The organism is Neobacillus sp. S1115, assembly GCF_055385565.1.
Window position 1 is genome coordinate 1,125,737 of record NZ_AP038275.1, and the last position, 20,089, is coordinate 1,145,825.

The following is a 20,089-nucleotide window of genomic DNA, read 5'->3' on the forward strand; positions in this document are numbered from 1 at the left end:
TTCCAAAAATAAAAAGGACTGCAAAATTGAATATATACGATTTAAATACTAGGTTATAACCGCTAGCTTTTTTATGATACAATTTCCTTAAAAAAAGGAGTCGGCCGACATGAATATCATTGACCTGCATTGTGATGCATTACTTAAGCTTTCGGAAGGTAAAGGTAAGCTGCGCTTTGCCAATGCCCCGGAATTAGAGACAAACAAAGCTCGCCTGCAGCAAGGCAAAATCAAGGCACAGTGCTTTGCGATCTTTATCGAACCGGATATCCCATCTGACCAAAAGTTCCAGGCAGCGCTGGAGCAAGTAGATTATTTTTATAAGGAAGTCTTAGGGGAAAATCCCGATATAGTACATATAAAGAATTGGGCTGATTTTGACCAGCTCAAAATTGGCCAGATTGGCGCGATGCTGACGCTTGAAGGTGTCGACGCGATTGGCAATGACCTTATGAAGTTGCGTACATTGTTCCAATTAGGTGTCCGTTCTGTCGGTCTTACCTGGAATAACGCCAATTTGGCGGCTGACGGTGCCGGCGAGCCGCGCGGGGCGGGGCTTACACTATTTGGTAAGGAAATCGTGCAATTAAACAACGAACATCAAGTCCTAACGGATGTTTCTCATTTGTGCGAAAAAGCATTCTGGGATGTCATAGAACTTGCAGATTACCCGATTGCGAGCCACTCCAATGCCAAATCCCTTTGTAATCACCCGCGTAATTTAACTGATGAGCAAGCTGCGGCCATGTTCCAAAAGGGCGGATTGATCCATGTCGTCTATAATCCGCCATTTATCAATGAATCTGGCGATGCGAACATTAGTGACCTTATCAAGCATATTGATCATTTCTGCTCCCTTGGCGGGGTAAAGCAAATTGGCTTAGGATCGGATTTTGATGGAATCTCCCAATTTATCATTGATTTAGAGAATGCTGCCAAATCACAGAACCTGATCAACGAACTTTTAAAACATTACAGCGAAGAAGAGGTTAGGGGCTTTGCCTCACAAAACTTCCTTGATCACCGGCCAGGGGCAGCTCGATGAAAATCCGTCAAATCGGTATGAACATTGGAAAGCTTACGACTGGCGAAAAAAACTGCATAACTGACGTCCCTGGGGTAATGGTTGGGCACGTGACACTAGATTATCCTTTAAATGAAACCGGCACAGACTATGCCTGTACGGGAGTAACCGCCATTTTACCCCATAGCGGAAATATATTTAAAGAAAAAGTGACGGCAGCAAGCTGTGTCCTGAATGGTTTCGGCAAAACAACCGGACTAGTACAGGTAAATGAATTAGGTGTTCTCGAATCGCCGATTATGTTAACAAACACCTTTGGAGTCCCGGCGGTGACTCAAGGCACGCTTGAATATATGCTGGAGGAAAATCCAGAAATCGGTGATACGACTGGAACCATCAATATTGTGGTTGGGGAATGCAATGACAGCTATTTAAATTCAATTCGTAAGTTTCCGGTTAAACCTGAGCATGCCATTGAAGCAATCAAAAAGGCCTCCAATCAGCAAGCTGAAGAAGGGGCCGTTGGTGCCGGAAAAGGCATGGTCTGCTTTGGCTACAAGGGCGGGATTGGCACATCATCCCGAGTGGCATCAGGCTATACAGTGGGCTGCATGGTTCTCAGTAATTTTGGCAAAAAAGAAGATTTCCGCGGCTTTCAATATGAAACCGGAGCCGGACTTTCAGAAACTGCTGACGGTTCCATTATTATCGTTTTAGCAACTGATGCCCCGTTGAGCGATCGGCAGTTAAAACGCGTGGCGAAGCGTTGCGGAATTGGTCTTGGGCGGACAGGTAGCCATTTCAGTCACGGCAGTGGCGATATTGTGATTGCCTTTTCAAACGCTCATAAAATTCCTCATTTTTCAGATGAGACGGCTGAAACACGGACACAGCTGCGCGAAGACCATCCTATTATGAATCAGCTATTTGCCGCAGCAGCTGAAGCGGCGGAGGAAGCGATTCTTAATTCCTTGACCCAGGCCGTAACCACACATGGAAGGGAAGACCATGTTGTCGAAGCTATTTGTTTAAGGAAAGAAGGAAATTAAATGTACCTTTCAATAAAAGAAACAGCAGAGTTTTTATCCACATCTGAAGCTGACGTTAAAAAGCTCATTCAGCGGAAAAAAATCCGCGCTCTTTTTGACGGCAGTGATTACTTAATCAACAAGGAACAATTTAACACCCATTTAAAACAAATGGAAAAATACAAACAGCTTGTAGAGGAAATCTTGAGTGAACCTATACCTGAAGACTTGGACGTAAAGGATGAGGATTAATGGCAAATATTTTTTTAAAGCGAGTATATGAGCCTTACGATGAATCGGATGGGTGCAGGGTTTTGGTGGACCGGCTCTGGCCGAGGGGGATTTCGAAGGAAGCGGCAAGGCTCGATCATTGGTATAAAGAGATCGCGCCAAGCCCAGATCTTAGAAAGTGGTTTTGCCACAAACCGGAGTTGTTTGACGAGTTTCGCAGCCGTTATATTCAAGAACTTCGTACTGATGAGGAAAAGCTTCGATTAACTAGTCAAATATTCGAGATGGCAGCTTCTCAAAACGTAACGCTTTTATACGGTGCAAAGGACACGGTCTATAACCATGCGGTGGTTTTGTATGAGGGGTTAACGAAGAGAGGGGACATCGGGTGAAAAAAATATTTTTCACAGCACTGCTGTTAGTGTTAGTTCTATCCGGATGTTCTTCCAATAATCAAGCCAATAAAACGGATAAGAAAGATGCTAAAGTGGAATTAACCATTTCCGCTGCCGCAAGTCTGCAAGATTCCTTGAATGATATTAAAGCAAGCTTTGAAAAAGCCCATCCAAATGTACAAATAAATTATAACTTTGGTGCTTCTGGAGCCCTGCAGCAGCAAATTTCTCAAGGAGCGCCTGTAGATTTGTTCTTTTCGGCTGCAGAGGATAAATTCAATTTATTGGTCCAAAAAGGAGATATTGAAAAGAAAAACAGCGTTAATCTTGTGGGAAATGACCTGGTGTTAGTTGTTCCGAAGGACAATAGGAAAGGGATTAATAATTTTAAAGATGTTTCGCGCGCGGAAAACATTTCCGTTGGTACCCCGGAATCGGTGCCTGCCGGAAAATATGCGCAGGAAACATTCGAAGCATTGAATATTTGGAATTCCCTTCAAGGTAAAGTGGTCTACGCAAAAGACGTCCGCCAAGTCCTTACCTATGTTGAAACCGGCAATGTGGATGCGGGAGTTGTCTATAAAACTGATGCCTTAACCTCCAAAAAGGTTAAAATAGCAGCAACGGCAGAGGACAACACCCACACTCCCATCATCTATCCGGTAGGTGTTGTAAAAGAAACGGCACATCCAAAAGAAGCCGAGTTGTTTCTCGAATATCTTCAAAATCAAACATCGATGGACATTTTTAAAAAATACGGATTTAAAAACATACATTAAGCATGAAAAAAGCCTGGACGCTTCCAGGCTCTTTTTCGTTAGATGACATATAAAAACACGCACATAAAATGGGCCAAGCTTCCAAGCATAATGAAGATATGGAAAATTTCATGAAAACCCCAATTTTTAAATTGTAAAAACTTCGGCTTTGCCCCGTAAATGACGGCGCCAACGGTATAAAAAACACCGCCCAGTACCAGCAGGAATAAGCCGTATGGATTGATGCTGCCGGAGAGCGGAGAGAAAACAAAGACCACCATCCAGCCCATCGCAATATAAAGGGCTGTTGAAATCCAGCGCGGGCAGTGAAACCAAACCATTTTAAAAACAACGCCGCAGATGGCGATTGCTGCAATAATCGAAAAGAGAACAGCACCTGTTTTTCCATTTAAGCTGATAAAACAGAATGGAGTGTACGTACCGGCAATCAGGATAAAAATCATCGAATGGTCAAGCTTTCTTAAAAAAGCAATCACTTTATCCCGCGCAATGACCATATGGTAGGTTGCCGAGGCTGAATAAAGAAGAATCATGCTAATACCAAAAATGATGACAGCGGCAATGGCAAGGGGCGAAGGGGAAGTCAGTGAGGCTTTAATCACCATCGCCAACAGTCCGACAAAAGACAGAATCGCACCCGTCAAATGAGTGAGTCCGTTAATGGGCTCCCGAATATACGCATTCATTTTTTAACACTCCTATTCCGTTACGTAGTTTTAATAACTACATATAATGATACAAGTATATCAGAATCTAGTCAACGTCTATGTCTTCAGGTATAATAAAAAATATTAAGAATTGAACGGGGTTAACAGTAATGGAAAAAATCAATCAAATCATTGAAGAACTTGATTTGGAAGCGAATTTGCCGTTGGATGAGATTCCAAAGATAGATTTATATATGGATCAGGTCATCCAGCTTTTCGAAAATAAATTTGCGGAATCGAAGCGGAACGATGATGAAAAAATTCTTACGAAAACCATGATTAACAATTACGCCAAAGGAAAGCTTATTTTTCCTATTAAAAATAAAAAATACTCCAAAGAGCATCTCATCCTTATCAGTTTAATCTATCAGCTTAAAGGTGCTCTATCCATTAACGATATCAAAACGAGTCTTGATGGGATTAACAAAAGAATAATAAAGGAAGATATCGATTTAGATTCTTTCTATAACAGTTATCTAAATTTGACTGCCCAAAATGTCTCCGATTTCAAAGAGGAAATGACAAGAAGAGGGTTGGAGGTAAAGGAAGAAATCGCTGAAGGGCAGGAGGATACGTCGCCATATCTGGAACGGGTGTTGATGATTTCGTCCCTTGTCCATATGAGCAATTTATATCGAAAAGCGGCAGAGAAGCTCGTTGACGGCATCGTGATTGACAAAGAAGGAAAGCGCCAGAGATCATAATGGTCTCTGTTTTTTTTATACATAATCGGTGAAAATTTCTTCCGTTTATAATATAAAAAGAGAAAATAATTTACGAAACTTCGTGAGTATGCTATATTTTGTTTGAAAACGGTTAACAATAAGAAACCAATTTATGAAGGAGCCGATAAAGATGATTGCCGATCACATTAGTAATTTTGAGTTATATAAAGGGATAAACGAAAGAGTGAATCGTGCTATTCATTATATTCAAACCCACAATTTTTCAAGCCTTCAAACAGGCATGCATGAAGTTGAAGGGGAAGAACTTTTTTTCAACTTAATAGAATATGAAACGAAAGAAGCCGAGGAGCGGTTCTGGGAATCCCATAAAAAATATATCGATCTTCACTATATTCTTGAGGGAAAAGAGTTTGTCGCCCACGAGCTTTTTGAGAGAATGACGGTAAAACAAGACTACGATGAACAGGATGATTATTTCCTGCTGGAGGGGAAAGTGCAGTCCAAAGTGAAGCTTGAAAAGGGCAATTTTATGCTCTTATACTCGAGCGATGTCCATATGACGGGCATTAAGGTGGACGAAGCTGAAAAGGTCAGAAAAGTAGTTTTTAAAATTCTTATTTAGGATGTGCGGGACAGATGATTAAAGAAATCATGACAACGGATGTATTGGTCGTTGGCAGCGGGATTGCCGGGCTTAAGGTGAGCATGGAACTGGCAAAAGCCGGACAAAACATCATCATGTCGACAAAAACACAGCTTTGTTCCGGATCCAGTTTTTTTCCCCTAAAGGCCTCTTTAGGGACACAAGTAACGAAAAACGATGAAGACAAAGCCGTGTTTTTAGCGGATATAGATGCAGTCAGCCATGGTATGCAAGACCGTGAGATGGCAAAAATCTATATTGACGAGATTCGGGACAGGGTCGAGGAGTTTCCCGAAATCGGAATAGAGCCTTATAAGCTTTCCGATGATCGGAAGGCCTGTTTTGCCAACCATGGCAGAACTATTTACATGCTGAAGGATTGGAATAAAATCAGGGAAAATGTTACCGAAATCATCGATCATTACCCTAATATTACCCTCATGGATAGAACGGCAGTCATTTCCTTGGTAAAGCAGGATGGCAGAGTGGCAGGGGCGATTCTCTTAAACCGGGATAATGACTTTATCATGATTAATTGTAAAGCCGTTGTCCTTGCTTCCGGGGGATTTGGGAATATATATAAGCATAATTTGAACCCAAATGACGTCGATGGCTCGGGCCATATCCTGGCTCTTGAAGCAGGTGCAAGCCTTGTAAATATGGAGTTTATTCAATTTATTCCGGGCTTTACATCGCCAAAATACAAGACATTATGGGGCGAGCACACGTTAAATTATTGCAAGGATTTTGTGGATGAGGAAGGAAACAGCATTTTAGATAGTGTGCTGCCAGAAGGCATTTCTAAGGAAGAATGCTTTAAAATTCGCAGTACCCACGGTCCGTTTACAAATTCCCTGCCATCCAAATATTTTGATATCGCGATGATGAAAGAAATTTTCAGAACGAAAAGCGAAGATGGTTTCGAGTTACTTTACGATCCCGAAATTTACAAGAATAAAAGTGATTTCTATACGATTTATTTAAATTGGCTGGAAGACCGCGGCATAAACCTAACCAAGAATAAGATGAAAATTGCTCCGTTTGCTCATGCCAGCAATGGCGGCGTCAAAATTGACAGCTACGGTCGGACAGGCGTACCCGGGCTATATGCAATTGGAGAGCTCGCCGGCGGGATTGAGGGTGCCAACCGTTTGGGTGGGAATTCTACCGGAGCTTGCATGGTGTTTGGAAAACGAGCTGCCCAAAATTGCCTTGAATATGCAGAAAGCATCGAGCGGCTAGAAATCAATCTACATCAGATGACAACACAGTTGACACAGGGGATTCATGCCTTTTCAGCAGATTCACAAAGTGCTCTGACTCCACATGAAGTAATGGATGCGGTCAGGGAAATCATGTGGTTCCATGGCAACGTCATTCGTGATGAAAAAAATCTCCAGGCAGCCTTGAATAAAATCAAGGACTTGAAAGCATCTTTTAATATGGGGATTTTTACAAATAATATAAAAGAAAGAAAAAGCGCCTTTAAAGCAAGAAACTTCCTGATTCTTTCCGATCTGCTTCTGAAGGCAATGCTGGAAAGAAAGGAAAGCAGAGGCGCTCATTATCGGGAAGATTATCCTTTTGAAGATGAATTTTATAATAAAAGGTTAGAAATTTACCGAATTAATGGAAATCTTAAGCTGGATTTTGAGGTCAGATAATCTTTCCAAAGGGCATTGAGAAAGTGGATATTTTTTTCAAAAATAAAATAAATGAAGAAAATTATTTACACTATTAAAATATTATGATATATTTTGCTTGTAAACGTTAACATTACTTTCACTCAGGTGGGGATATACATGAATTTAGAAAAGTTTAAAGGGATCATTCCCGCATTTTATGCCTGTTATGATGATGCAGGTGAAGTATCGGAAATCAGAACAAAAGACCTCTGCAACTATCTTTATGAAAAAGGGGTAAAGGGTCTTTATGTCGGCGGGAGCTCAGGAGAATGCATCTACCAAAATCTTGAGGAACGAAAAGCAACCCTAAAATATGTTGCCGAAGCGGCCAAAGGGAAGCTGACATTAATTGCACATGTCGGAGCACCATCAACTCGTGATAGCGTCATTTTAGCAAAATATGCAGAAGAGCTTGGCTATGATGCACTATCTGCCATTCCGCCAATCTATTTTAAGCTTCCAGACAGCTCGGTTATTAAGTATTGGTCAGAAATAATGGAATCTACTGAACTGCCGTTTATTATTTACAACATCCCGCAAACAACAGGATACAATCTTTCGCTGTCAGCCTTTAAGAAGCTAATTGAAAATAAAAAGGTAATCGGCGTAAAGAATTCATCGATGCCGGTAATGGATATCGAACGCTTCAAGGCAGCAGCAGGAGAAGACTTTATTGTCTTCAATGGTCCTGATGAGCAATATGTTTCCGGCAGAGTAATTGGCGCTGACAGCGGAATCGGCGGTACGTATGCGGCAATGCCTGAATTGCTTTTAAAAGCAGAAGAGTTTGTGTCATCTGGGAATTTTGAACAAGCGAAAAATATCCAACGGGATATTAACGATATCATCATTGCCTTATGTTCTCTAAATGGCCATATGTATTCCACGATTAAGGAACTTCTAAAATTACGTGGTGTCAATGTTGGAAGTGTTAGAGGACCGCTTGAGCCTGTAACAGGCGAGGATTTGAAAAAGGTAGAAGAAATTAAGGATATGATTGATCAAGCTATCCTTAAATATAGCAGGTAAAAGAATGAAAAAAAGAATTGTTTGCTTTGGTGATTCTAACACATGGGGTTATAATGCCAAAACATTGGAAAGATTCCCGGAAGGTATCAGATGGACCAGCATTCTGGCCGAGTTTTTGGGGGAAGAGTTTCAAGTGGTCGAAGAAGGGCTATCAGGCAGGACAGCTGTAGTAGATGATCCCTTATTTGAAGGGTTAAGTGGATTGGCCTATATTCATCCATGTTTAATGAGTCATGCGCCGCTGGAGCTAGTAATCATCATGCTTGGTACAAATGATACGAAAGAACGGTTTCATTTAACTTCCTATAACATCGCCCAAGGCATAGCAAGACTTTCATATAAGGCCAAAAACACACCAGCAGGCGTAAACGGGGCTTTTCCTAAAGTTTTAGTGATTGCCCCGCCTCCGATTGGTGAAGAATACTATGAAACTGAAGTGGGAAAGTCGATGGGGAAAGCATGTGACATCAAATCATCGGAACTTTCCACCCATTTAAACGAATTGATGCATATTCAAAAAACTGAATTTCTTGATACAAAAGGAATCGTTTCTATGAATCAAATCGATTTTATGCATCTTGATGAGGAAGGACACAGGCTTCTTGCTGAGCTTGTCTTCAATAAAATAAAAACTTATTTTTAAGGGGGAGAAATTTATGTTCAAGAAGCGTTTTCTTGCAACCGCTTTATCTGGTGTACTTGCCCTTTCAGCATTAGCTGGATGTTCAGACAAAGAATCAAGTAAACCGGCTGAAGGCTCCAAAGACAAAAAGACTGTAGAATTATCCTTGATGTTAACACCTCAATGGAAGGGTGTTATGGATGCAACAGAACAAGGAGCTGACTATGATAGCTTCTTCAAGCATGCAGCAGAGAAATTTTCCAAGCAATATAAGGACTATGACGTAAAGGTTAAGGTTGAAGTCGTTGCCAGTGAACAACGGGACGAACTGTTAAACGTTAAGTTAAACGGCGGCACCCCGCCAGATATCTTCTTTGAAAATACGTTTGCCATGGGTGACTACGCTCATCGCGGTGCATTAGTGCCATTAAATGATATTGTTGATGATGCAGCTAAGAAAGATATTGATCAGAACTACTGGGATACTGTGACGTTTGGCAAGGACATTTATTTCTATCCATTCTCCCATATGCCAGGAACATTTGCTTACAACGCTGATATGTTAAAGGCAGCCGGACTTGAAAAATATATCGGCGGCGAGAATGAAATTAAAACGTGGACTTTAGAAGAATATGAAACTATCTTAAATTCTCTTAAGAAGGACTTGCCAAAAGACAAATATCCAAATGCCTATCCAATGGGATTATATGCTCTTAACAACCAAGCTGATACTTGGAACCTAGCGTATCTAAGAATGTTTGGCAATCAGTTCTTTGATAAAAAGGGAAATATTGTCCTGGATGATGCTAAAGGTGTGAAAGCTGCAGAATGGTTAAAGAAAACCTACGATGCTGGTTTAACCAATCCTGGCGCCGAATCAGTTTCTTCTAACGACGTACTAGCTATGTTTAAGAACCAAAAGATTGCTATTGCTTTCACTAACTCAGTACTATTTAACAACACAAAAGCTGAGATGGAACAAGGCAAGGCTCCTAAGTTCGATATCAGACTTGCAAACATTCCTTCTGAAAGCGGCGACCCATTAACATTTACTTATGTATCAGGTGCTGCCGTATTTAACACACAAGATGAAACTAGAATTAAAGTAAGTAAGGATTTTGTAAAATTCTTCTCAACTGACCCTGAGCTAGTAAAAGCATCTAAAAATGGTGTTCCTGTTAGAACTTCAGTGGCAAATGAGTTCAAATCACAAAATCCATTATTCGAAGCTTATGACAAAAACGCTCAGTATTTATTCAACTTTACAGGAAGCGTTCCAGGTTACAGCCAGTTAAGACAGGTATTATTCCCTGAACTTCAAGCCCTCTATACTGGTCAAAAATCACCTGAACAGGCAATCAAAGATTATCAGAAGAATGGTAATCAAGTAATTAAGGATGCAAAAGAAAACTCGGTGATTAAATAACCTTCAGCGTTATAAATAAAAGCTTAAGCCCCGATATTGGGGCTTAAGTTTTAGAAAGGTTGAGGCTTCTTATGAATTTCAACAAGCATGCTTTAAAAGAGAATTTGACGGGATACCTGTTTATTGCTCCACAGCTTATACTCTTCTTGGTATTTCTCGTTTATCCAATTATTGAAGGAATTCGCTTAAGCTTATATCGGATTAACTATACGAATGAAGTTTTTGTTGGTTTTGAAAACTATCAAAAGTTATTTCAGAATCCGGTCTTTGTAAAATCAACTATAAATACTGTCGTATTTGTTATTTTTATCGTTGCTTTAACTGTTATTTTTGCCCTATTCGTATCAGCGGCTGTTTTTGATAAAAATGCGAAATATGTTTCTTTCATTAGAGGAAGCTATTACATCCCGGTAATGGTTTCAATGGTTGTCATGAGTATGGTTTGGAGCTTTTTGCTTAATCCGGCTAATGGTCTCATTCCTTATGTTGCAAAACAGATGGAAATGTCATCAATCAATTTCTTGGGCAACCCTAAAACCGTATTGCCGGTCATCATTTTTGTAACCTTTGCAACTAACGTTGGTCAAGCGATCATACTTTATATAGCATCGATGATTGGAGTTCCAAAGGATTTATTCGAGGCGGCAGAGGTTGATGGTGCCAGCCGAACGACGATCATCTTTAAGATCCTAATTCCAATGGTAAAGCCTACTACCATCTATATTATTATCATGAATATAATTGCAGTATTAAAAATATTCGTTGTCATCCAGCTCTTAACGGGCGGCGGACCAAATAATGCTTCTACAACGCTCATGTATTTCTTATATAATAACGCGTTTAAGTTCAATCAACTTGGAATTGCTTCCGCTGTTGGTGTCATTATGTTCTTAATTACATTAGTGCTATCGGTTCCACAATTAAGAGCAATGTTTAAGAAGGATTGAGGTGACAGAGCATGTTGAAAAATAAAAATAAAAGAAAAAGAGAAACGGTTGACGTAGTTGCAAACGTGATCATTCTTTTCTTTGCTATCCTAAACCTGTTTCCGCTCTACTGGTTATTTACAAGCTCGTTAAAAAATAGTGCGGATGTTATCAAAATGCCGCCGGATTGGTTTCCAAAAACCATATCCTTCAGCAACTATGTGGATGTATTCCAAAATCAGCCGGCATTAAAATGGACATTTAATAGTATTGTTGTATCACTTGTCTCAACCATTGCAGTTATCGTAGTCAGTTCCCTGGCAGCCTATGCTTTTTCAAAGCTGCATTTTAAAGGGAAAAATGTTATTTACATTATCTTTATCTCAAGCTTAATGATTCCAAAAGAGGTTATGATTGTTCCATTGTTCAGAATTATTCAAGACTTAGGTATGGTCAATTCGCTAAATGGCATGATTTGGCCAAACGTCGCAACCGCTTTTGGTGTATTCCTGCTAAAAGGATTCTTTGATTCGATACCTGACTCATTACGTGAAGCGGCCAGAATTGACGGTGCAGGTGAATTATATACCTTCTACAAAATTATTTTGCCAATTGTAAAACCGGGTATTGGTGCATTATTTATTCTAAACTTTGTTCAGGTATGGAACGATTACCTATGGCAGCTGGTGGTTGGCCAGAGTGAAGAATCGAAAACTTTAATGGTTGGTATTGCTTCATTAATGCAGGATCTAAATCCAAACTTTGCTTACAAGATGGCAGGAGCTACTGTTGCTGCAGTTCCAATGCTGTTAATCTTTATTTTCTTCCAAAAATACTTTACTAAAGGCTTAGCAATTGGGGCAGAAAAGGGATAAAATTCAACTTGGAGATGCTTTTAAATGGATAATAAGGATAAAATTTTTGAACAAGTTAAAGGTAAATTAATCGTTTCGTGTCAAGCTCTTCCGGAGGAGCCGCTGCACAGTCCATACATTATGGGGAGAATGGCGTATGCGGCCAAGCTTGGCGGAGCGTGCGGCATCCGCGCTAATAGTGTAGAAGATATTAAGGAAATCAAAAAAACGGTTGATTTGCCGATTATCGGAATTATTAAACAAGTTTACAATGGGTCTGATGTATTTATAACACCTACAATGGAAGAAATTGACCTTCTTTACCGTGAGGGTGTGGACATCATTGCTTTAGATGCTACAAAAAGAGTCCGACCAGATGGCACGACGATTGAAGAGGTATTTCCTAAAATTAGAGAAAAGTATAAAGATCAACTCTTTATGGCGGATTGTTCTACTTATGAGGAAGGTATGACGGCCTATAAATTAGGCTTCGATTGTGTTGGTACCACCTTAAGCGGGTATACAGAATATACAAAAGGAACGAGCCTGCCGGATACGGATTTAATAGGGAGCTTAGTTCGTGAACTGCCCATTCCGGTAATTGCTGAGGGAGGTATCTGGACACCTGAGCAATTAAAAACTGTTTTTGAGCTTGGTATTCATACCGCGGTGGTTGGAACTGCGATCACAAGACCGATGGAAATTACCAAAAGATTTGTTCACGTTATTCAATAATGGAGAAAATTTTTTCCAAGATTAATCCCCCGAGTTTCTCGCGGGATTAATGCCTTCTCAGGTAGATATTGGCGGGGAGTGGGAATTGTGGAAATATTAGCTGTCGATATTGGAGGGACATCCATCAAGTTAGGCCTCTCCGATGAAAAAGGAAATATAAAGGTATTTAAAGAATATGATTCGGAAAGTAAAAAAGGCGGACCATACTTAATAGAAAAACTAATCCAGATTATTTCGGAATTTGCCGGTTTTGACGCGATTGGCATCAGTACTGCAGGACAGGTAAACAGTGAGGAAGGCTATATTATTTATGCTAATGAAAATATACCGAATTATACTGGAACGCATTTAAAACATATTTTTGAGGGAAAATTTAAAGTTCCTGTAAAAGTAGAAAATGATGTCAATGCCGCGGCATTAGGTGAAAAATATTTTGGTGCCGGCCGAAGATTTCATGATTTCCTTTGTTTGACATATGGAACAGGAATCGGCGGTGCCATAATTGCTGATTCCAAGGTATACAAGGGTCATAAAGGAATTGCAGCAGAATTTGGCCATATTATTACCCATCCCGCAGGGAATCCATGCAATTGCGGTGGAAGAGGCTGCTATGAAACATATGCTTCCACATCAGCATTAGTAAGAATGGCATTAGTGATTGACAAGGAATGTATAAATGGTAAGATTATTTTCGAAAAAATAAACCAAGGTGATCAACGGCTGTTGAAGGTTGTCGAATCTTGGGCTCATGAAGCCGCGCTGGGGTTGGCTTCATTAATCCATATATTTAACCCTCCTGCTATTATTGTTGGCGGCGGCGTCATGGAACAGGAGTTTTTGGTTGAAAGGGTTTCTGCGAAAGTAAAAGAATTGATTATGGAGAGCTTTTCTGATGTGGAAATCATCAAAGCTTCTTTGGGAAATAAAGCGGGGATGCTAGGTGCCGTTTCACTTCATTTAACGAGCGGGAAATAGAAGGGGTGCTTTATGACAACGGTAGATATCTTTTCACTTATTCGGTCACGATATAATTCATTTACAAATACAGAAAAAAAGGTGGCGGATTACGTCCTCGAAAATATTAAGGATGTCATCTATATGTCGATTACGGACCTGGCTGACGCCTGCGATGTAGGCGAATCAAGCGTTTTTCGGTTTTGCAAAACTATGAATCTTAAAGGGTATCAAGAGTTTAAGATTGCATTAGCACATAGCATTTCACAAGGTGAAGAAACACCGCAGATATCAGGTCAAATTACGATGCAGGATACAATTGGGGAGCTTGCCTCCAAGATTTTAACAACGAATGTAAGTGCCCTTACTGACACGTTTAAACTAATTAATGAGGACGATATTTCAACAGCGATAGACTACATCATAGCTGCAGATAGAGTTCACTTTTTTGGAGTTGGCGCCTCTTTAATGACTGCGATGGAAGCTAAGAACAAGTTTATGAGGGTTACCAATAAAACAGAATGCTCCATTGATACTCACCTGCAAATAATGTCAGCTGCTTTGATGACGGATAAAGATGTCGCTGTTCTGATCTCCTACTCCGGTTCAACAAAGGACACGATTGAAGTGGCAAGGGTGGTAAAAGAAAGAGGAGCAAAGATTATTGCGATAACTCGTTTTGCAAAGTCCCCTTTAACTAGTTATGCAGATATTACCCTGCTTTGCGGAGCAAATGAAGGACCTCTTCAAGGCGGCAGCCTTTCGGCCAAGCTTTCCCAGCTTTACTTGCTGGATTTGCTCTATGCTGAATATTTTAAAAGAACCTACAAAGAATCGACTGTTAATAAAGACAGTACAGCTAAAGCTGTCATTGAGAAAATGCTTTAATAGAAGGCCCGCAAATACATAAGGTGCGGCAGCACCTTATGTATTTGCGGGCCTATTATTATATTTGCATTTCGAATTCTTTAATATTATGCAGATTTATATCTTGAATGCCGCTTCCAATTTGAACTGCTTTTACATTAGAATCCTTAATGAGGACATTATGTATATGGACAGCATCGGCCCGGTTTTCACCGCCAAATACTTTTATTCCGGCACCTGCCGTTCTAAAATTTTTAAAAGAAATATTGTTTAGGGCAACATTTCTTGCTCGATATTGAATGGCTGCGATTGGATTTCCTTTATAGTCATAGTCGGGATCGCCAATAAAAGTTATATGGTTCAGCGCCACATTCTTATAAGCGGAAACCACCAAACCCCTTGGAGAGGAATCCTTATATAAATCTGAAAAAACAGGTGCAATTGAAGCCAAATTTACCCCCAAAATATTATAGGCTGTTTTCGACTCCATGTCTGTGCTTTTATGATGGCCGATATGCCGGAAGTTAAAGGACCGGTTATCGTTCAGGGAAATGTGCCCGACGATTTGCACGTTGGATGCCGCTGAAGAATTTTGATGTGCCTTGATTTCCACTCCTCCAAAGCACCTGGCCGTGGAATTATTGACTAGGAGGACATTCCTCGACCCATCATCCACCTCAATCCCATTCGAGTTTGAAAATCCTTTCTGGTGGGCGCGGCCGCTCGGGTCGCACATATGTGAATTTGAAATCCAAATATAATCACTATGGTGGGTGGTGATTCCGTCATCACCAAAGCCATGACCGTTTAAATTATCTAGCCAGACATACTTGCTGCCTCCGCGGGCCCGGAAACCATCACCGGCATAATTGTACAGGGTTGAAGTAATATCAAAGCAATGGAGACCTGGATTAATGGCGTCTACGTCCTTTACCCACCCATATGTTACATTTGCATAAGTTAGGCAGCTAGAATGGTTCCCCCGTGTACTTGTTTTAGCAGTATCCCCAAGTCTTTCGACATTCCAGTCGAGGCTAAGGCCTTGCACGAAGATATGGTGATTTCCTCGCCAATGATTGGCGTTGGTGACCAGCCTGGTGCCTTTAGGGGCTTCATCATGAAGCCGGATAGTGGTAATCCCCTTACCCGCACCTGCGAGGCAAGTCCATGACGGGAGCCTGATTCCCTTCACAATGAATACTCCGGGCGGAACGGCCACTTGTACACGCCCATCTCCGATTGCTTTTTTAAAAGCTTCCGTATTATCAGTAATTCCATCCCCGACTGCTCCAAAATCTGCGACATTTACTTCTTTCTTAATGGTCCCCAAAAGCAGGGTGAATTCTTGAGCTAATTTCCCTTTCCAATTAGGAATCACATTTCCATCTGAATCCATAGAAACTCGTGTTGGGTCCAGGAGCTTTGCGCGCTTTGCCAAAATACGAAAGAGCCGCTCTATGGCCATCTGCTTTAAAGGCATTGGTTGGACTGTAGAACCGTCGCTCTCTGATGGACCGCCTTTTTCGCCCAATGACTGAAATAGCTGCCCCGATTCCTCTAGTGCATCTCTGATATCTATTCGTCCGCCAAAGATTTGCATCAGCAGGTCTGCATTGTTCTGAGGGTCGTGATTTTTCTTTAACTTTAACATCTTGTTCACTCCAAAAATTTAAAGCCTGTATACTCTATTATAGCCTTTTTATATAAAACCCACATTTTGGCACATTAATTTTAAAAAAAGTGAAACCAAACAGGTGCTAAAAAACGACTTACTTATAGAGCAAATGAAATGGAGGGGGGCCCCAGTTTGAATAGGGAACAAAACCTAATGAATCGGATTCAGCAGGGGGATGGGGAAGCGTTCAGTTTACTTGTGGAAGAATTGCTGAACAGCGCTTATCGTACAGCTTATCTTATGCTCCATTCTAAAGATTTGGCCGAAGATGCTGTTCAAATGGCATTGGAGGATAGTTATATCAGCATTATGAGAAACAAGGATATACGAAATTTTAAGGCTTGGTTTTTCAGGCTGGTTTATTCTCGTTCAATCGACCTTTACCGGAAAAACTCCCGTGTCCAATTAAGTGATATTGAAGATAATCCCGAGGCACTGGTTAAAATGAAGTCGGCATCTGCCCAGTATGAAGCAATCCAGAATGAAAACACCGAAGAGCTGCTTCACCTAGTCTTAACTCTACATAAAGATCAAAGTGTACCCATCCTTCTTTACTATTTTGAAGACCTATCGATTAAGGAAATCAGCCTTATCCTCAATGAAAATACCAATACGATTAAAACAAGGCTGAAACGTGGAAGACAAAAGCTCGCCGACTTAATGAAAAAGAATGATCGATATCCTATGGAGGTGAAGTCATATGGAATCTAACAAGGAGCGTAGGAATGAAGCACTGAATCAGCTGCAGGTTCCCGTATCACTTGAACGGTTTACAAAGAAGCTTCCGCAAAGATTTACAGAGGGAGAGTTTGATGAAAGCCGGTTAGAGAAGGTTGATCGTGAGTGGAAGCTTTACCAAAAAAAAGCGAAAAAGCAATGGTCATCCGGAAAGAAAGCAGCAGCAGTTACGATGGCTGCTGCAGCTAGTCTCCTGTTGTTTGTTGGTTCTGGCTTTGTTTCCCCAGCAATGGCAAAAATGATGGCAAAAATCCCTCCGCTTAGCGCCATTTACGAACGATTTGATGGAGATGTTTCTGACCATATTGAAAAAGACCTTAAAGAAGCGGGTTATCCAGTTAAAGCAGTTCAGGAGCATGTTGGCGGTAAAAAAGAAGGGGTACATATTTTTCTTGATGCCTCGGAGGCAAACATAAAAAAGATGGAGTCCGGTGTTGAAAAAATTGGATACAACATTATTCAAAGCAACAAATACAAGGGCACAAAAACCGAGGATTATTACGTTCGGGTCAGAAAATATATCGAGCCATCAGAAAAGTGGAAAAAGGAACAGGAACAGATAGACAAGGAGACCACTGAGATTTTTGCCATTGTCGAGCAGGTTCTAAAAACAAAAGGCTATGATTTTAGCAACGGATTTGGCGGTGGTCCAGATACGGTGGAACTTGAATTTCCAAGCACCGAGAGCAAAGAGAAAATTGTAGAAATCAAGAAATCAGTAGAAGAAGCACTGCGAGCAGCTGGGAAAGATTCAGTAGAAGTCAAACATCGAACATTTAATCTTGAAAAAAGACAGCAATATAACCGCTGGGGGGATGCGATTGCCGCCATCGGAAGGGAATTGATGACTTACAAAAAATATAATGTGAAAATGGTCAGCCATGTCAGTAAAGAAGGTGTCTTTTATATCCATATTAGAATGACTCTATCGAGCAATGATCCGAATGCTGAGGAGAGGGCTAACGACATTTATTCAATGATTGACGATTTTATTCATACGGACGGTGTATGGGAGAAGGTAAAAAATGATCCTTACGAAATCACGATTACAAGTAAGGATAAAAAGACGCTATTTGAGAAGAAGGTAAATTAACAGGACCAATTTGGTCCTGTTTTTATTTCAAATGCGATTGATTGTTTATATCCGGTTATGGAGAATATTTACGAACAGATTAGATTGTTTGACTTTTCACATGTGGCTAAAAAGAAAAGTTTAAATGACCAAGCCAGCTATTAATAATCCAATAGGGATTATGCTGACAACAAGCATTCTGGCAGTGCTTACCCTTCCGTATAAAACAATGGTTCCAATTTGTTTATCCCAAGTGGCGTACCCGTGTTTCTTTAAATCTTTATAGGAGAAACCAAAACAAATAAAATTAATGATGGGCACTCCTAGTCCCATTCCAGCGGCTGTTACAAAAATACTTCGTTTTAGTGCGGTTACAAAATTAATAGGTTCACCCGTAACCGTTTTCATACGTGTGTTTAACAGAGACTTACCAAGCGTATTTCCAAAGACAGAGAGTATGGCCGCCTCTACAAGGATATAAAGGATTAGACAAATCATGAATACGGTAATGGCTGAGGATTCAACGATAAACTTCGGAGAAAAAATAGAAACAAAAGCTATAAGGAAAAATGTAAAGAGGGCAAGATCAAAGAACCTGGCAAGAAATCTCACAAAGGGCCTTCCGGTAGGATAGGTATCCTTTTTGATTTCCTCCCAATCTAAGGCATAATTTATTGCATCCTGTTTATTATCTGTTGACTGAAACACATTTAGGGTTTTAGCCATACACCAACAATCCATATCTGAGGACCAAAGAAAGCTGTCGCCAGTTAAAACACCTTGTTCATACAGCTTTTTTATTTCAAATAAGCCTATGGGACCCTGTTGTTGATGGTCACGAATATAAAACCAGACATTTCCCTCCGGACTGTCCATGGTTTACCGCCTCCTAGTCAGTTAAATTATACCATGTTGGCTAAAAGATAATTTTGGAACATTTTTTGACAATTTTTTAAATCAGGGATATTTTCCTAAGAAGGAAAAATACTAACAAATGTTCGGAGGTGGAGTCGATGGAACAAAAGGATTTTGAAAAAGTTTATGAGCAATATAAGCAGCAAGCCCAAGTGGAGGTCGGTGCAACTAATCCTGATGGAAAAGAAGAGTTTGTTGCTGTTAAGAAAAATGATGATGGGGACATTATTGCGTTTAAGACCAGCAATGGACGAGAATTGAATTACCTACAGGCATTGGATGAAGCGAAGGCAGGGAAGATTGCCCATATTGATGTTTTTCATAAATACGGGAGGGATATCATCCGCAGCGAGCCGGACGGTATTAAAGAAAATAATCTTGATCAGCTTCCTGAATTTTAATTTTAGAAAAACTGAGTAAGATAAGTCTCTGCTCAGTTTTTTGCTTTTCTAAAGTGTGGAATAATCCCGTCACGATTAGTGGAAAATCAATATATACATAAAAAAAGGAGCCATGTTATGCATTGGTATGAAAAGTTGAATCAATACTTTCCGGTTGAGGAAATGAAGTCGCGGGAACATATGGAAACCCTGCTCCGGGAGCGGCCTAATATTTATCATAAGGATGAAGGACCCAATCATGTGTTGATGTATGCGGAATTTGATAATTTTGTCTTTATTGATTATCTGTTTGTTTCAAGCGATGCCCGGGGTCAGGGACTTGGACATAAGCTTATGGAAAAAATGAAGCAAAAAGGGAAGCCAATTATCCTCGAGGTGGAGCCGGTTAATTACGAGGACAGCGATACAGAAAAGAGACTGCGCTATTATAAGCGTGAAGGCTTTGAGCATGCCGAGTCAATTGGTTACGAGCGAAGATCCTTGGCAACAAATGAAGTAAATAAGATGGAAATACTCTATTGGGCGCCGCATCAAGAGTCGGAGGAAATGATTTTTGAAGCGATGAAAAAAACATATAATTTGATTCATACCTATAAGGATGAACATTTTTACGGTGAATCCTATCAGCCGGCTGATGAGGTGCTGACCTTTAATGAAGAACCGGACAATACCAATATATTAGAAAACCTATAAAAAT

The 20,089-nt window shown here is 40.4% G+C and carries 23 protein-coding genes; 20 read left to right on the top strand and 3 right to left on the bottom strand.

What is annotated here, in order from left to right:
• Positions 1 to 109: 109 nt before the first annotated feature.
• The 5 genes from ACZ5B7_RS05480 to modA are packed head-to-tail and all read left to right on the top strand — an operon-like array spanning position 110 to position 3,457.
• A complete protein-coding gene (locus tag ACZ5B7_RS05480; protein WP_464492996.1) occupies positions 110 to 1,045 on the top strand; it encodes a dipeptidase in 936 nt (311 codons plus the stop codon).
• Complete coding sequence (locus ACZ5B7_RS05485) at positions 1,042 to 2,073, top strand: DmpA family aminopeptidase (protein WP_464492997.1); 1,032 nt, start codon at positions 1,042 to 1,044, stop codon at positions 2,071 to 2,073. The genes ACZ5B7_RS05480 and ACZ5B7_RS05485 overlap by 4 nt, the downstream gene beginning before the upstream one ends.
• Positions 2,074 to 2,304, top strand: a complete 231-nt coding sequence (locus ACZ5B7_RS05490; protein ID WP_464492998.1) for an excisionase family DNA-binding protein — start codon at positions 2,074 to 2,076, stop codon at positions 2,302 to 2,304.
• Positions 2,304 to 2,675 carry a DUF488 domain-containing protein gene (locus tag ACZ5B7_RS05495; RefSeq protein WP_464492999.1) on the top strand — a complete coding sequence of 124 codons (372 nt, stop codon included), beginning with the start codon at positions 2,304 to 2,306 and terminating at the stop codon, positions 2,673 to 2,675. Before ACZ5B7_RS05490 ends, ACZ5B7_RS05495 begins: the two co-directional genes overlap by 1 nt.
• A complete protein-coding gene (gene modA, locus ACZ5B7_RS05500; RefSeq protein WP_464493000.1) occupies positions 2,672 to 3,457 on the top strand; it encodes a molybdate ABC transporter substrate-binding protein in 786 nt (261 codons plus the stop codon). The genes ACZ5B7_RS05495 and modA overlap by 4 nt, the downstream gene beginning before the upstream one ends.
• A gap of 38 nt (positions 3,458 to 3,495) precedes the next feature.
• Here the strand turns inward: modA and trhA are convergent, their stop codons facing one another.
• Positions 3,496 to 4,143 (bottom strand): PAQR family membrane homeostasis protein TrhA, encoded by a 648-nt coding sequence (trhA, locus tag ACZ5B7_RS05505; RefSeq protein ID WP_464493001.1) that lies wholly within the window; start codon positions 4,141 to 4,143, stop codon positions 3,496 to 3,498.
• A gap of 131 nt (positions 4,144 to 4,274) precedes the next feature.
• Here trhA and ACZ5B7_RS05510 point away from each other — a divergent pair, with 131 nt between their 5' ends.
• The 11 genes from ACZ5B7_RS05510 (at position 4,275) to ACZ5B7_RS05560 (ending at position 14,612) form a co-directional block, all read left to right on the top strand.
• Positions 4,275 to 4,868 carry a DUF1836 domain-containing protein gene (locus ACZ5B7_RS05510; protein ID WP_464493002.1) on the top strand — a complete coding sequence of 198 codons (594 nt, stop codon included), beginning with the start codon at positions 4,275 to 4,277 and terminating at the stop codon, positions 4,866 to 4,868.
• Positions 4,869 to 5,019: 151 nt separating this feature from the next.
• The gene (locus ACZ5B7_RS05515) at positions 5,020 to 5,472 is read left to right on the top strand and encodes a NanQ anomerase/TabA/YiaL family protein (RefSeq protein ID WP_464493003.1); all 453 of its coding nucleotides are present in this window, start codon (positions 5,020 to 5,022) and stop codon (positions 5,470 to 5,472) included.
• Between the two features lie 14 nt (positions 5,473 to 5,486).
• Positions 5,487 to 7,157, top strand: coding sequence for an FAD-binding protein (locus tag ACZ5B7_RS05520; protein ID WP_464493004.1), 1,671 nt, complete (start codon positions 5,487 to 5,489; stop codon positions 7,155 to 7,157).
• A 138-nt stretch (positions 7,158 to 7,295) separates the two neighbouring features.
• Positions 7,296 to 8,207 (top strand): dihydrodipicolinate synthase family protein, encoded by a 912-nt coding sequence (locus ACZ5B7_RS05525; protein ID WP_464493005.1) that lies wholly within the window; start codon positions 7,296 to 7,298, stop codon positions 8,205 to 8,207.
• 4 nt (positions 8,208 to 8,211) lie between these two features.
• Positions 8,212 to 8,850 carry a GDSL-type esterase/lipase family protein gene (locus ACZ5B7_RS05530; RefSeq protein ID WP_464493006.1) on the top strand — a complete coding sequence of 213 codons (639 nt, stop codon included), beginning with the start codon at positions 8,212 to 8,214 and terminating at the stop codon, positions 8,848 to 8,850.
• Between the two features lie 13 nt (positions 8,851 to 8,863).
• The gene (locus tag ACZ5B7_RS05535; protein ID WP_464493007.1) at positions 8,864 to 10,255 is read left to right on the top strand and encodes an ABC transporter substrate-binding protein; all 1,392 of its coding nucleotides are present in this window, start codon (positions 8,864 to 8,866) and stop codon (positions 10,253 to 10,255) included.
• A 71-nt stretch (positions 10,256 to 10,326) separates the two neighbouring features.
• Positions 10,327 to 11,202, top strand: coding sequence for a carbohydrate ABC transporter permease (locus ACZ5B7_RS05540; protein WP_423801059.1), 876 nt, complete (start codon positions 10,327 to 10,329; stop codon positions 11,200 to 11,202).
• An 11-nt stretch (positions 11,203 to 11,213) separates the two neighbouring features.
• Complete coding sequence (locus ACZ5B7_RS05545) at positions 11,214 to 12,056, top strand: carbohydrate ABC transporter permease (RefSeq protein WP_378587351.1); 843 nt, start codon at positions 11,214 to 11,216, stop codon at positions 12,054 to 12,056.
• Between the two features lie 24 nt (positions 12,057 to 12,080).
• Entirely contained in the window at positions 12,081 to 12,770 is a 690-nt protein-coding gene (locus ACZ5B7_RS05550) for an N-acetylmannosamine-6-phosphate 2-epimerase (RefSeq protein WP_464493008.1), read from the top strand.
• Positions 12,771 to 12,857: 87 nt separating this feature from the next.
• Positions 12,858 to 13,745 carry an ROK family protein gene (locus ACZ5B7_RS05555; RefSeq protein ID WP_464493009.1) on the top strand — a complete coding sequence of 296 codons (888 nt, stop codon included), beginning with the start codon at positions 12,858 to 12,860 and terminating at the stop codon, positions 13,743 to 13,745.
• Positions 13,746 to 13,757: 12 nt separating this feature from the next.
• On the top strand, positions 13,758 to 14,612 hold the full coding sequence (locus tag ACZ5B7_RS05560) for a MurR/RpiR family transcriptional regulator (RefSeq protein ID WP_423801062.1): 855 nt from the start codon (positions 13,758 to 13,760) through the stop codon (positions 14,610 to 14,612).
• 58 nt (positions 14,613 to 14,670) lie between these two features.
• Here the strand turns inward: ACZ5B7_RS05560 and ACZ5B7_RS05565 are convergent, their stop codons facing one another.
• On the bottom strand, positions 14,671 to 16,242 hold the full coding sequence (locus ACZ5B7_RS05565) for a glycosyl hydrolase family 28-related protein (protein ID WP_464493010.1): 1,572 nt from the start codon (positions 16,240 to 16,242) through the stop codon (positions 14,671 to 14,673).
• A 156-nt stretch (positions 16,243 to 16,398) separates the two neighbouring features.
• Here ACZ5B7_RS05565 and ACZ5B7_RS05570 point away from each other — a divergent pair, with 156 nt between their 5' ends.
• Positions 16,399 to 16,977: an RNA polymerase sigma factor gene (locus ACZ5B7_RS05570; protein ID WP_464493011.1), complete on the top strand. Its 579-nt coding sequence runs from the start codon at positions 16,399 to 16,401 to the stop codon at positions 16,975 to 16,977.
• Positions 16,967 to 18,097 (top strand): DUF4179 domain-containing protein, encoded by a 1,131-nt coding sequence (locus tag ACZ5B7_RS05575; RefSeq protein WP_464493012.1) that lies wholly within the window; start codon positions 16,967 to 16,969, stop codon positions 18,095 to 18,097. The genes ACZ5B7_RS05570 and ACZ5B7_RS05575 overlap by 11 nt, the downstream gene beginning before the upstream one ends.
• A gap of 120 nt (positions 18,098 to 18,217) precedes the next feature.
• Here the strand turns inward: ACZ5B7_RS05575 and ACZ5B7_RS05580 are convergent, their stop codons facing one another.
• Positions 18,218 to 18,952 carry an RDD family protein gene (locus tag ACZ5B7_RS05580; RefSeq protein ID WP_464493013.1) on the bottom strand — a complete coding sequence of 245 codons (735 nt, stop codon included), beginning with the start codon at positions 18,950 to 18,952 and terminating at the stop codon, positions 18,218 to 18,220.
• 137 nt (positions 18,953 to 19,089) lie between these two features.
• On the opposite strand from ACZ5B7_RS05580, the gene ACZ5B7_RS05585 reads away from it, so the two are divergent.
• Complete coding sequence (locus ACZ5B7_RS05585) at positions 19,090 to 19,392, top strand: DUF3892 domain-containing protein (RefSeq protein WP_423801065.1); 303 nt, start codon at positions 19,090 to 19,092, stop codon at positions 19,390 to 19,392.
• 117 nt (positions 19,393 to 19,509) lie between these two features.
• Positions 19,510 to 20,085 (top strand): GNAT family N-acetyltransferase, encoded by a 576-nt coding sequence (locus tag ACZ5B7_RS05590; RefSeq protein WP_423801066.1) that lies wholly within the window; start codon positions 19,510 to 19,512, stop codon positions 20,083 to 20,085.
• Positions 20,086 to 20,089 lie beyond the last annotated feature (4 nt).

Excerpts from the sequence above, each read along its gene's own strand:
- ACZ5B7_RS05520 (WP_464493004.1), top strand. The coding sequence starts at position 5,487 with ATGATTAAAGAAATCATGACAACGGATGTATTGGTCGTTGGCAGCGGG.
- ACZ5B7_RS05495 (WP_464492999.1), top strand. The coding sequence starts at position 2,304 with ATGGCAAATATTTTTTTAAAGCGAGTATATGAGCCTTACGATGAATCG.
- ACZ5B7_RS05575 (WP_464493012.1), top strand. The coding sequence starts at position 16,967 with ATGGAATCTAACAAGGAGCGTAGGAATGAAGCACTGAATCAGCTGCAG.
- ACZ5B7_RS05550 (WP_464493008.1), top strand. The coding sequence starts at position 12,081 with ATGGATAATAAGGATAAAATTTTTGAACAAGTTAAAGGTAAATTAATC.
- ACZ5B7_RS05560 (WP_423801062.1), top strand. The coding sequence starts at position 13,758 with ATGACAACGGTAGATATCTTTTCACTTATTCGGTCACGATATAATTCA.
- ACZ5B7_RS05490 (WP_464492998.1), top strand. The coding sequence starts at position 2,074 with ATGTACCTTTCAATAAAAGAAACAGCAGAGTTTTTATCCACATCTGAA.
- ACZ5B7_RS05530 (WP_464493006.1), top strand. The coding sequence starts at position 8,212 with ATGAAAAAAAGAATTGTTTGCTTTGGTGATTCTAACACATGGGGTTAT.
- ACZ5B7_RS05480 (WP_464492996.1), top strand. The coding sequence starts at position 110 with ATGAATATCATTGACCTGCATTGTGATGCATTACTTAAGCTTTCGGAA.
- ACZ5B7_RS05515 (WP_464493003.1), top strand. The coding sequence starts at position 5,020 with ATGATTGCCGATCACATTAGTAATTTTGAGTTATATAAAGGGATAAAC.
- ACZ5B7_RS05525 (WP_464493005.1), top strand. The coding sequence starts at position 7,296 with ATGAATTTAGAAAAGTTTAAAGGGATCATTCCCGCATTTTATGCCTGT.
- ACZ5B7_RS05535 (WP_464493007.1), top strand. The coding sequence starts at position 8,864 with ATGTTCAAGAAGCGTTTTCTTGCAACCGCTTTATCTGGTGTACTTGCC.
- ACZ5B7_RS05540 (WP_423801059.1), top strand. The coding sequence starts at position 10,327 with ATGAATTTCAACAAGCATGCTTTAAAAGAGAATTTGACGGGATACCTG.
- ACZ5B7_RS05580 (WP_464493013.1), bottom strand. The coding sequence starts at position 18,952 with ATGGACAGTCCGGAGGGAAATGTCTGGTTTTATATTCGTGACCATCAA.
- trhA (WP_464493001.1), bottom strand. The coding sequence starts at position 4,143 with ATGAATGCGTATATTCGGGAGCCCATTAACGGACTCACTCATTTGACG.
- ACZ5B7_RS05545 (WP_378587351.1), top strand. The coding sequence starts at position 11,214 with ATGTTGAAAAATAAAAATAAAAGAAAAAGAGAAACGGTTGACGTAGTT.
- ACZ5B7_RS05565 (WP_464493010.1), bottom strand. The coding sequence starts at position 16,242 with ATGTTAAAGTTAAAGAAAAATCACGACCCTCAGAACAATGCAGACCTG.
- ACZ5B7_RS05590 (WP_423801066.1), top strand. The coding sequence starts at position 19,510 with ATGCATTGGTATGAAAAGTTGAATCAATACTTTCCGGTTGAGGAAATG.
- ACZ5B7_RS05510 (WP_464493002.1), top strand. The coding sequence starts at position 4,275 with ATGGAAAAAATCAATCAAATCATTGAAGAACTTGATTTGGAAGCGAAT.
- ACZ5B7_RS05485 (WP_464492997.1), top strand. The coding sequence starts at position 1,042 with ATGAAAATCCGTCAAATCGGTATGAACATTGGAAAGCTTACGACTGGC.
- ACZ5B7_RS05585 (WP_423801065.1), top strand. The coding sequence starts at position 19,090 with ATGGAACAAAAGGATTTTGAAAAAGTTTATGAGCAATATAAGCAGCAA.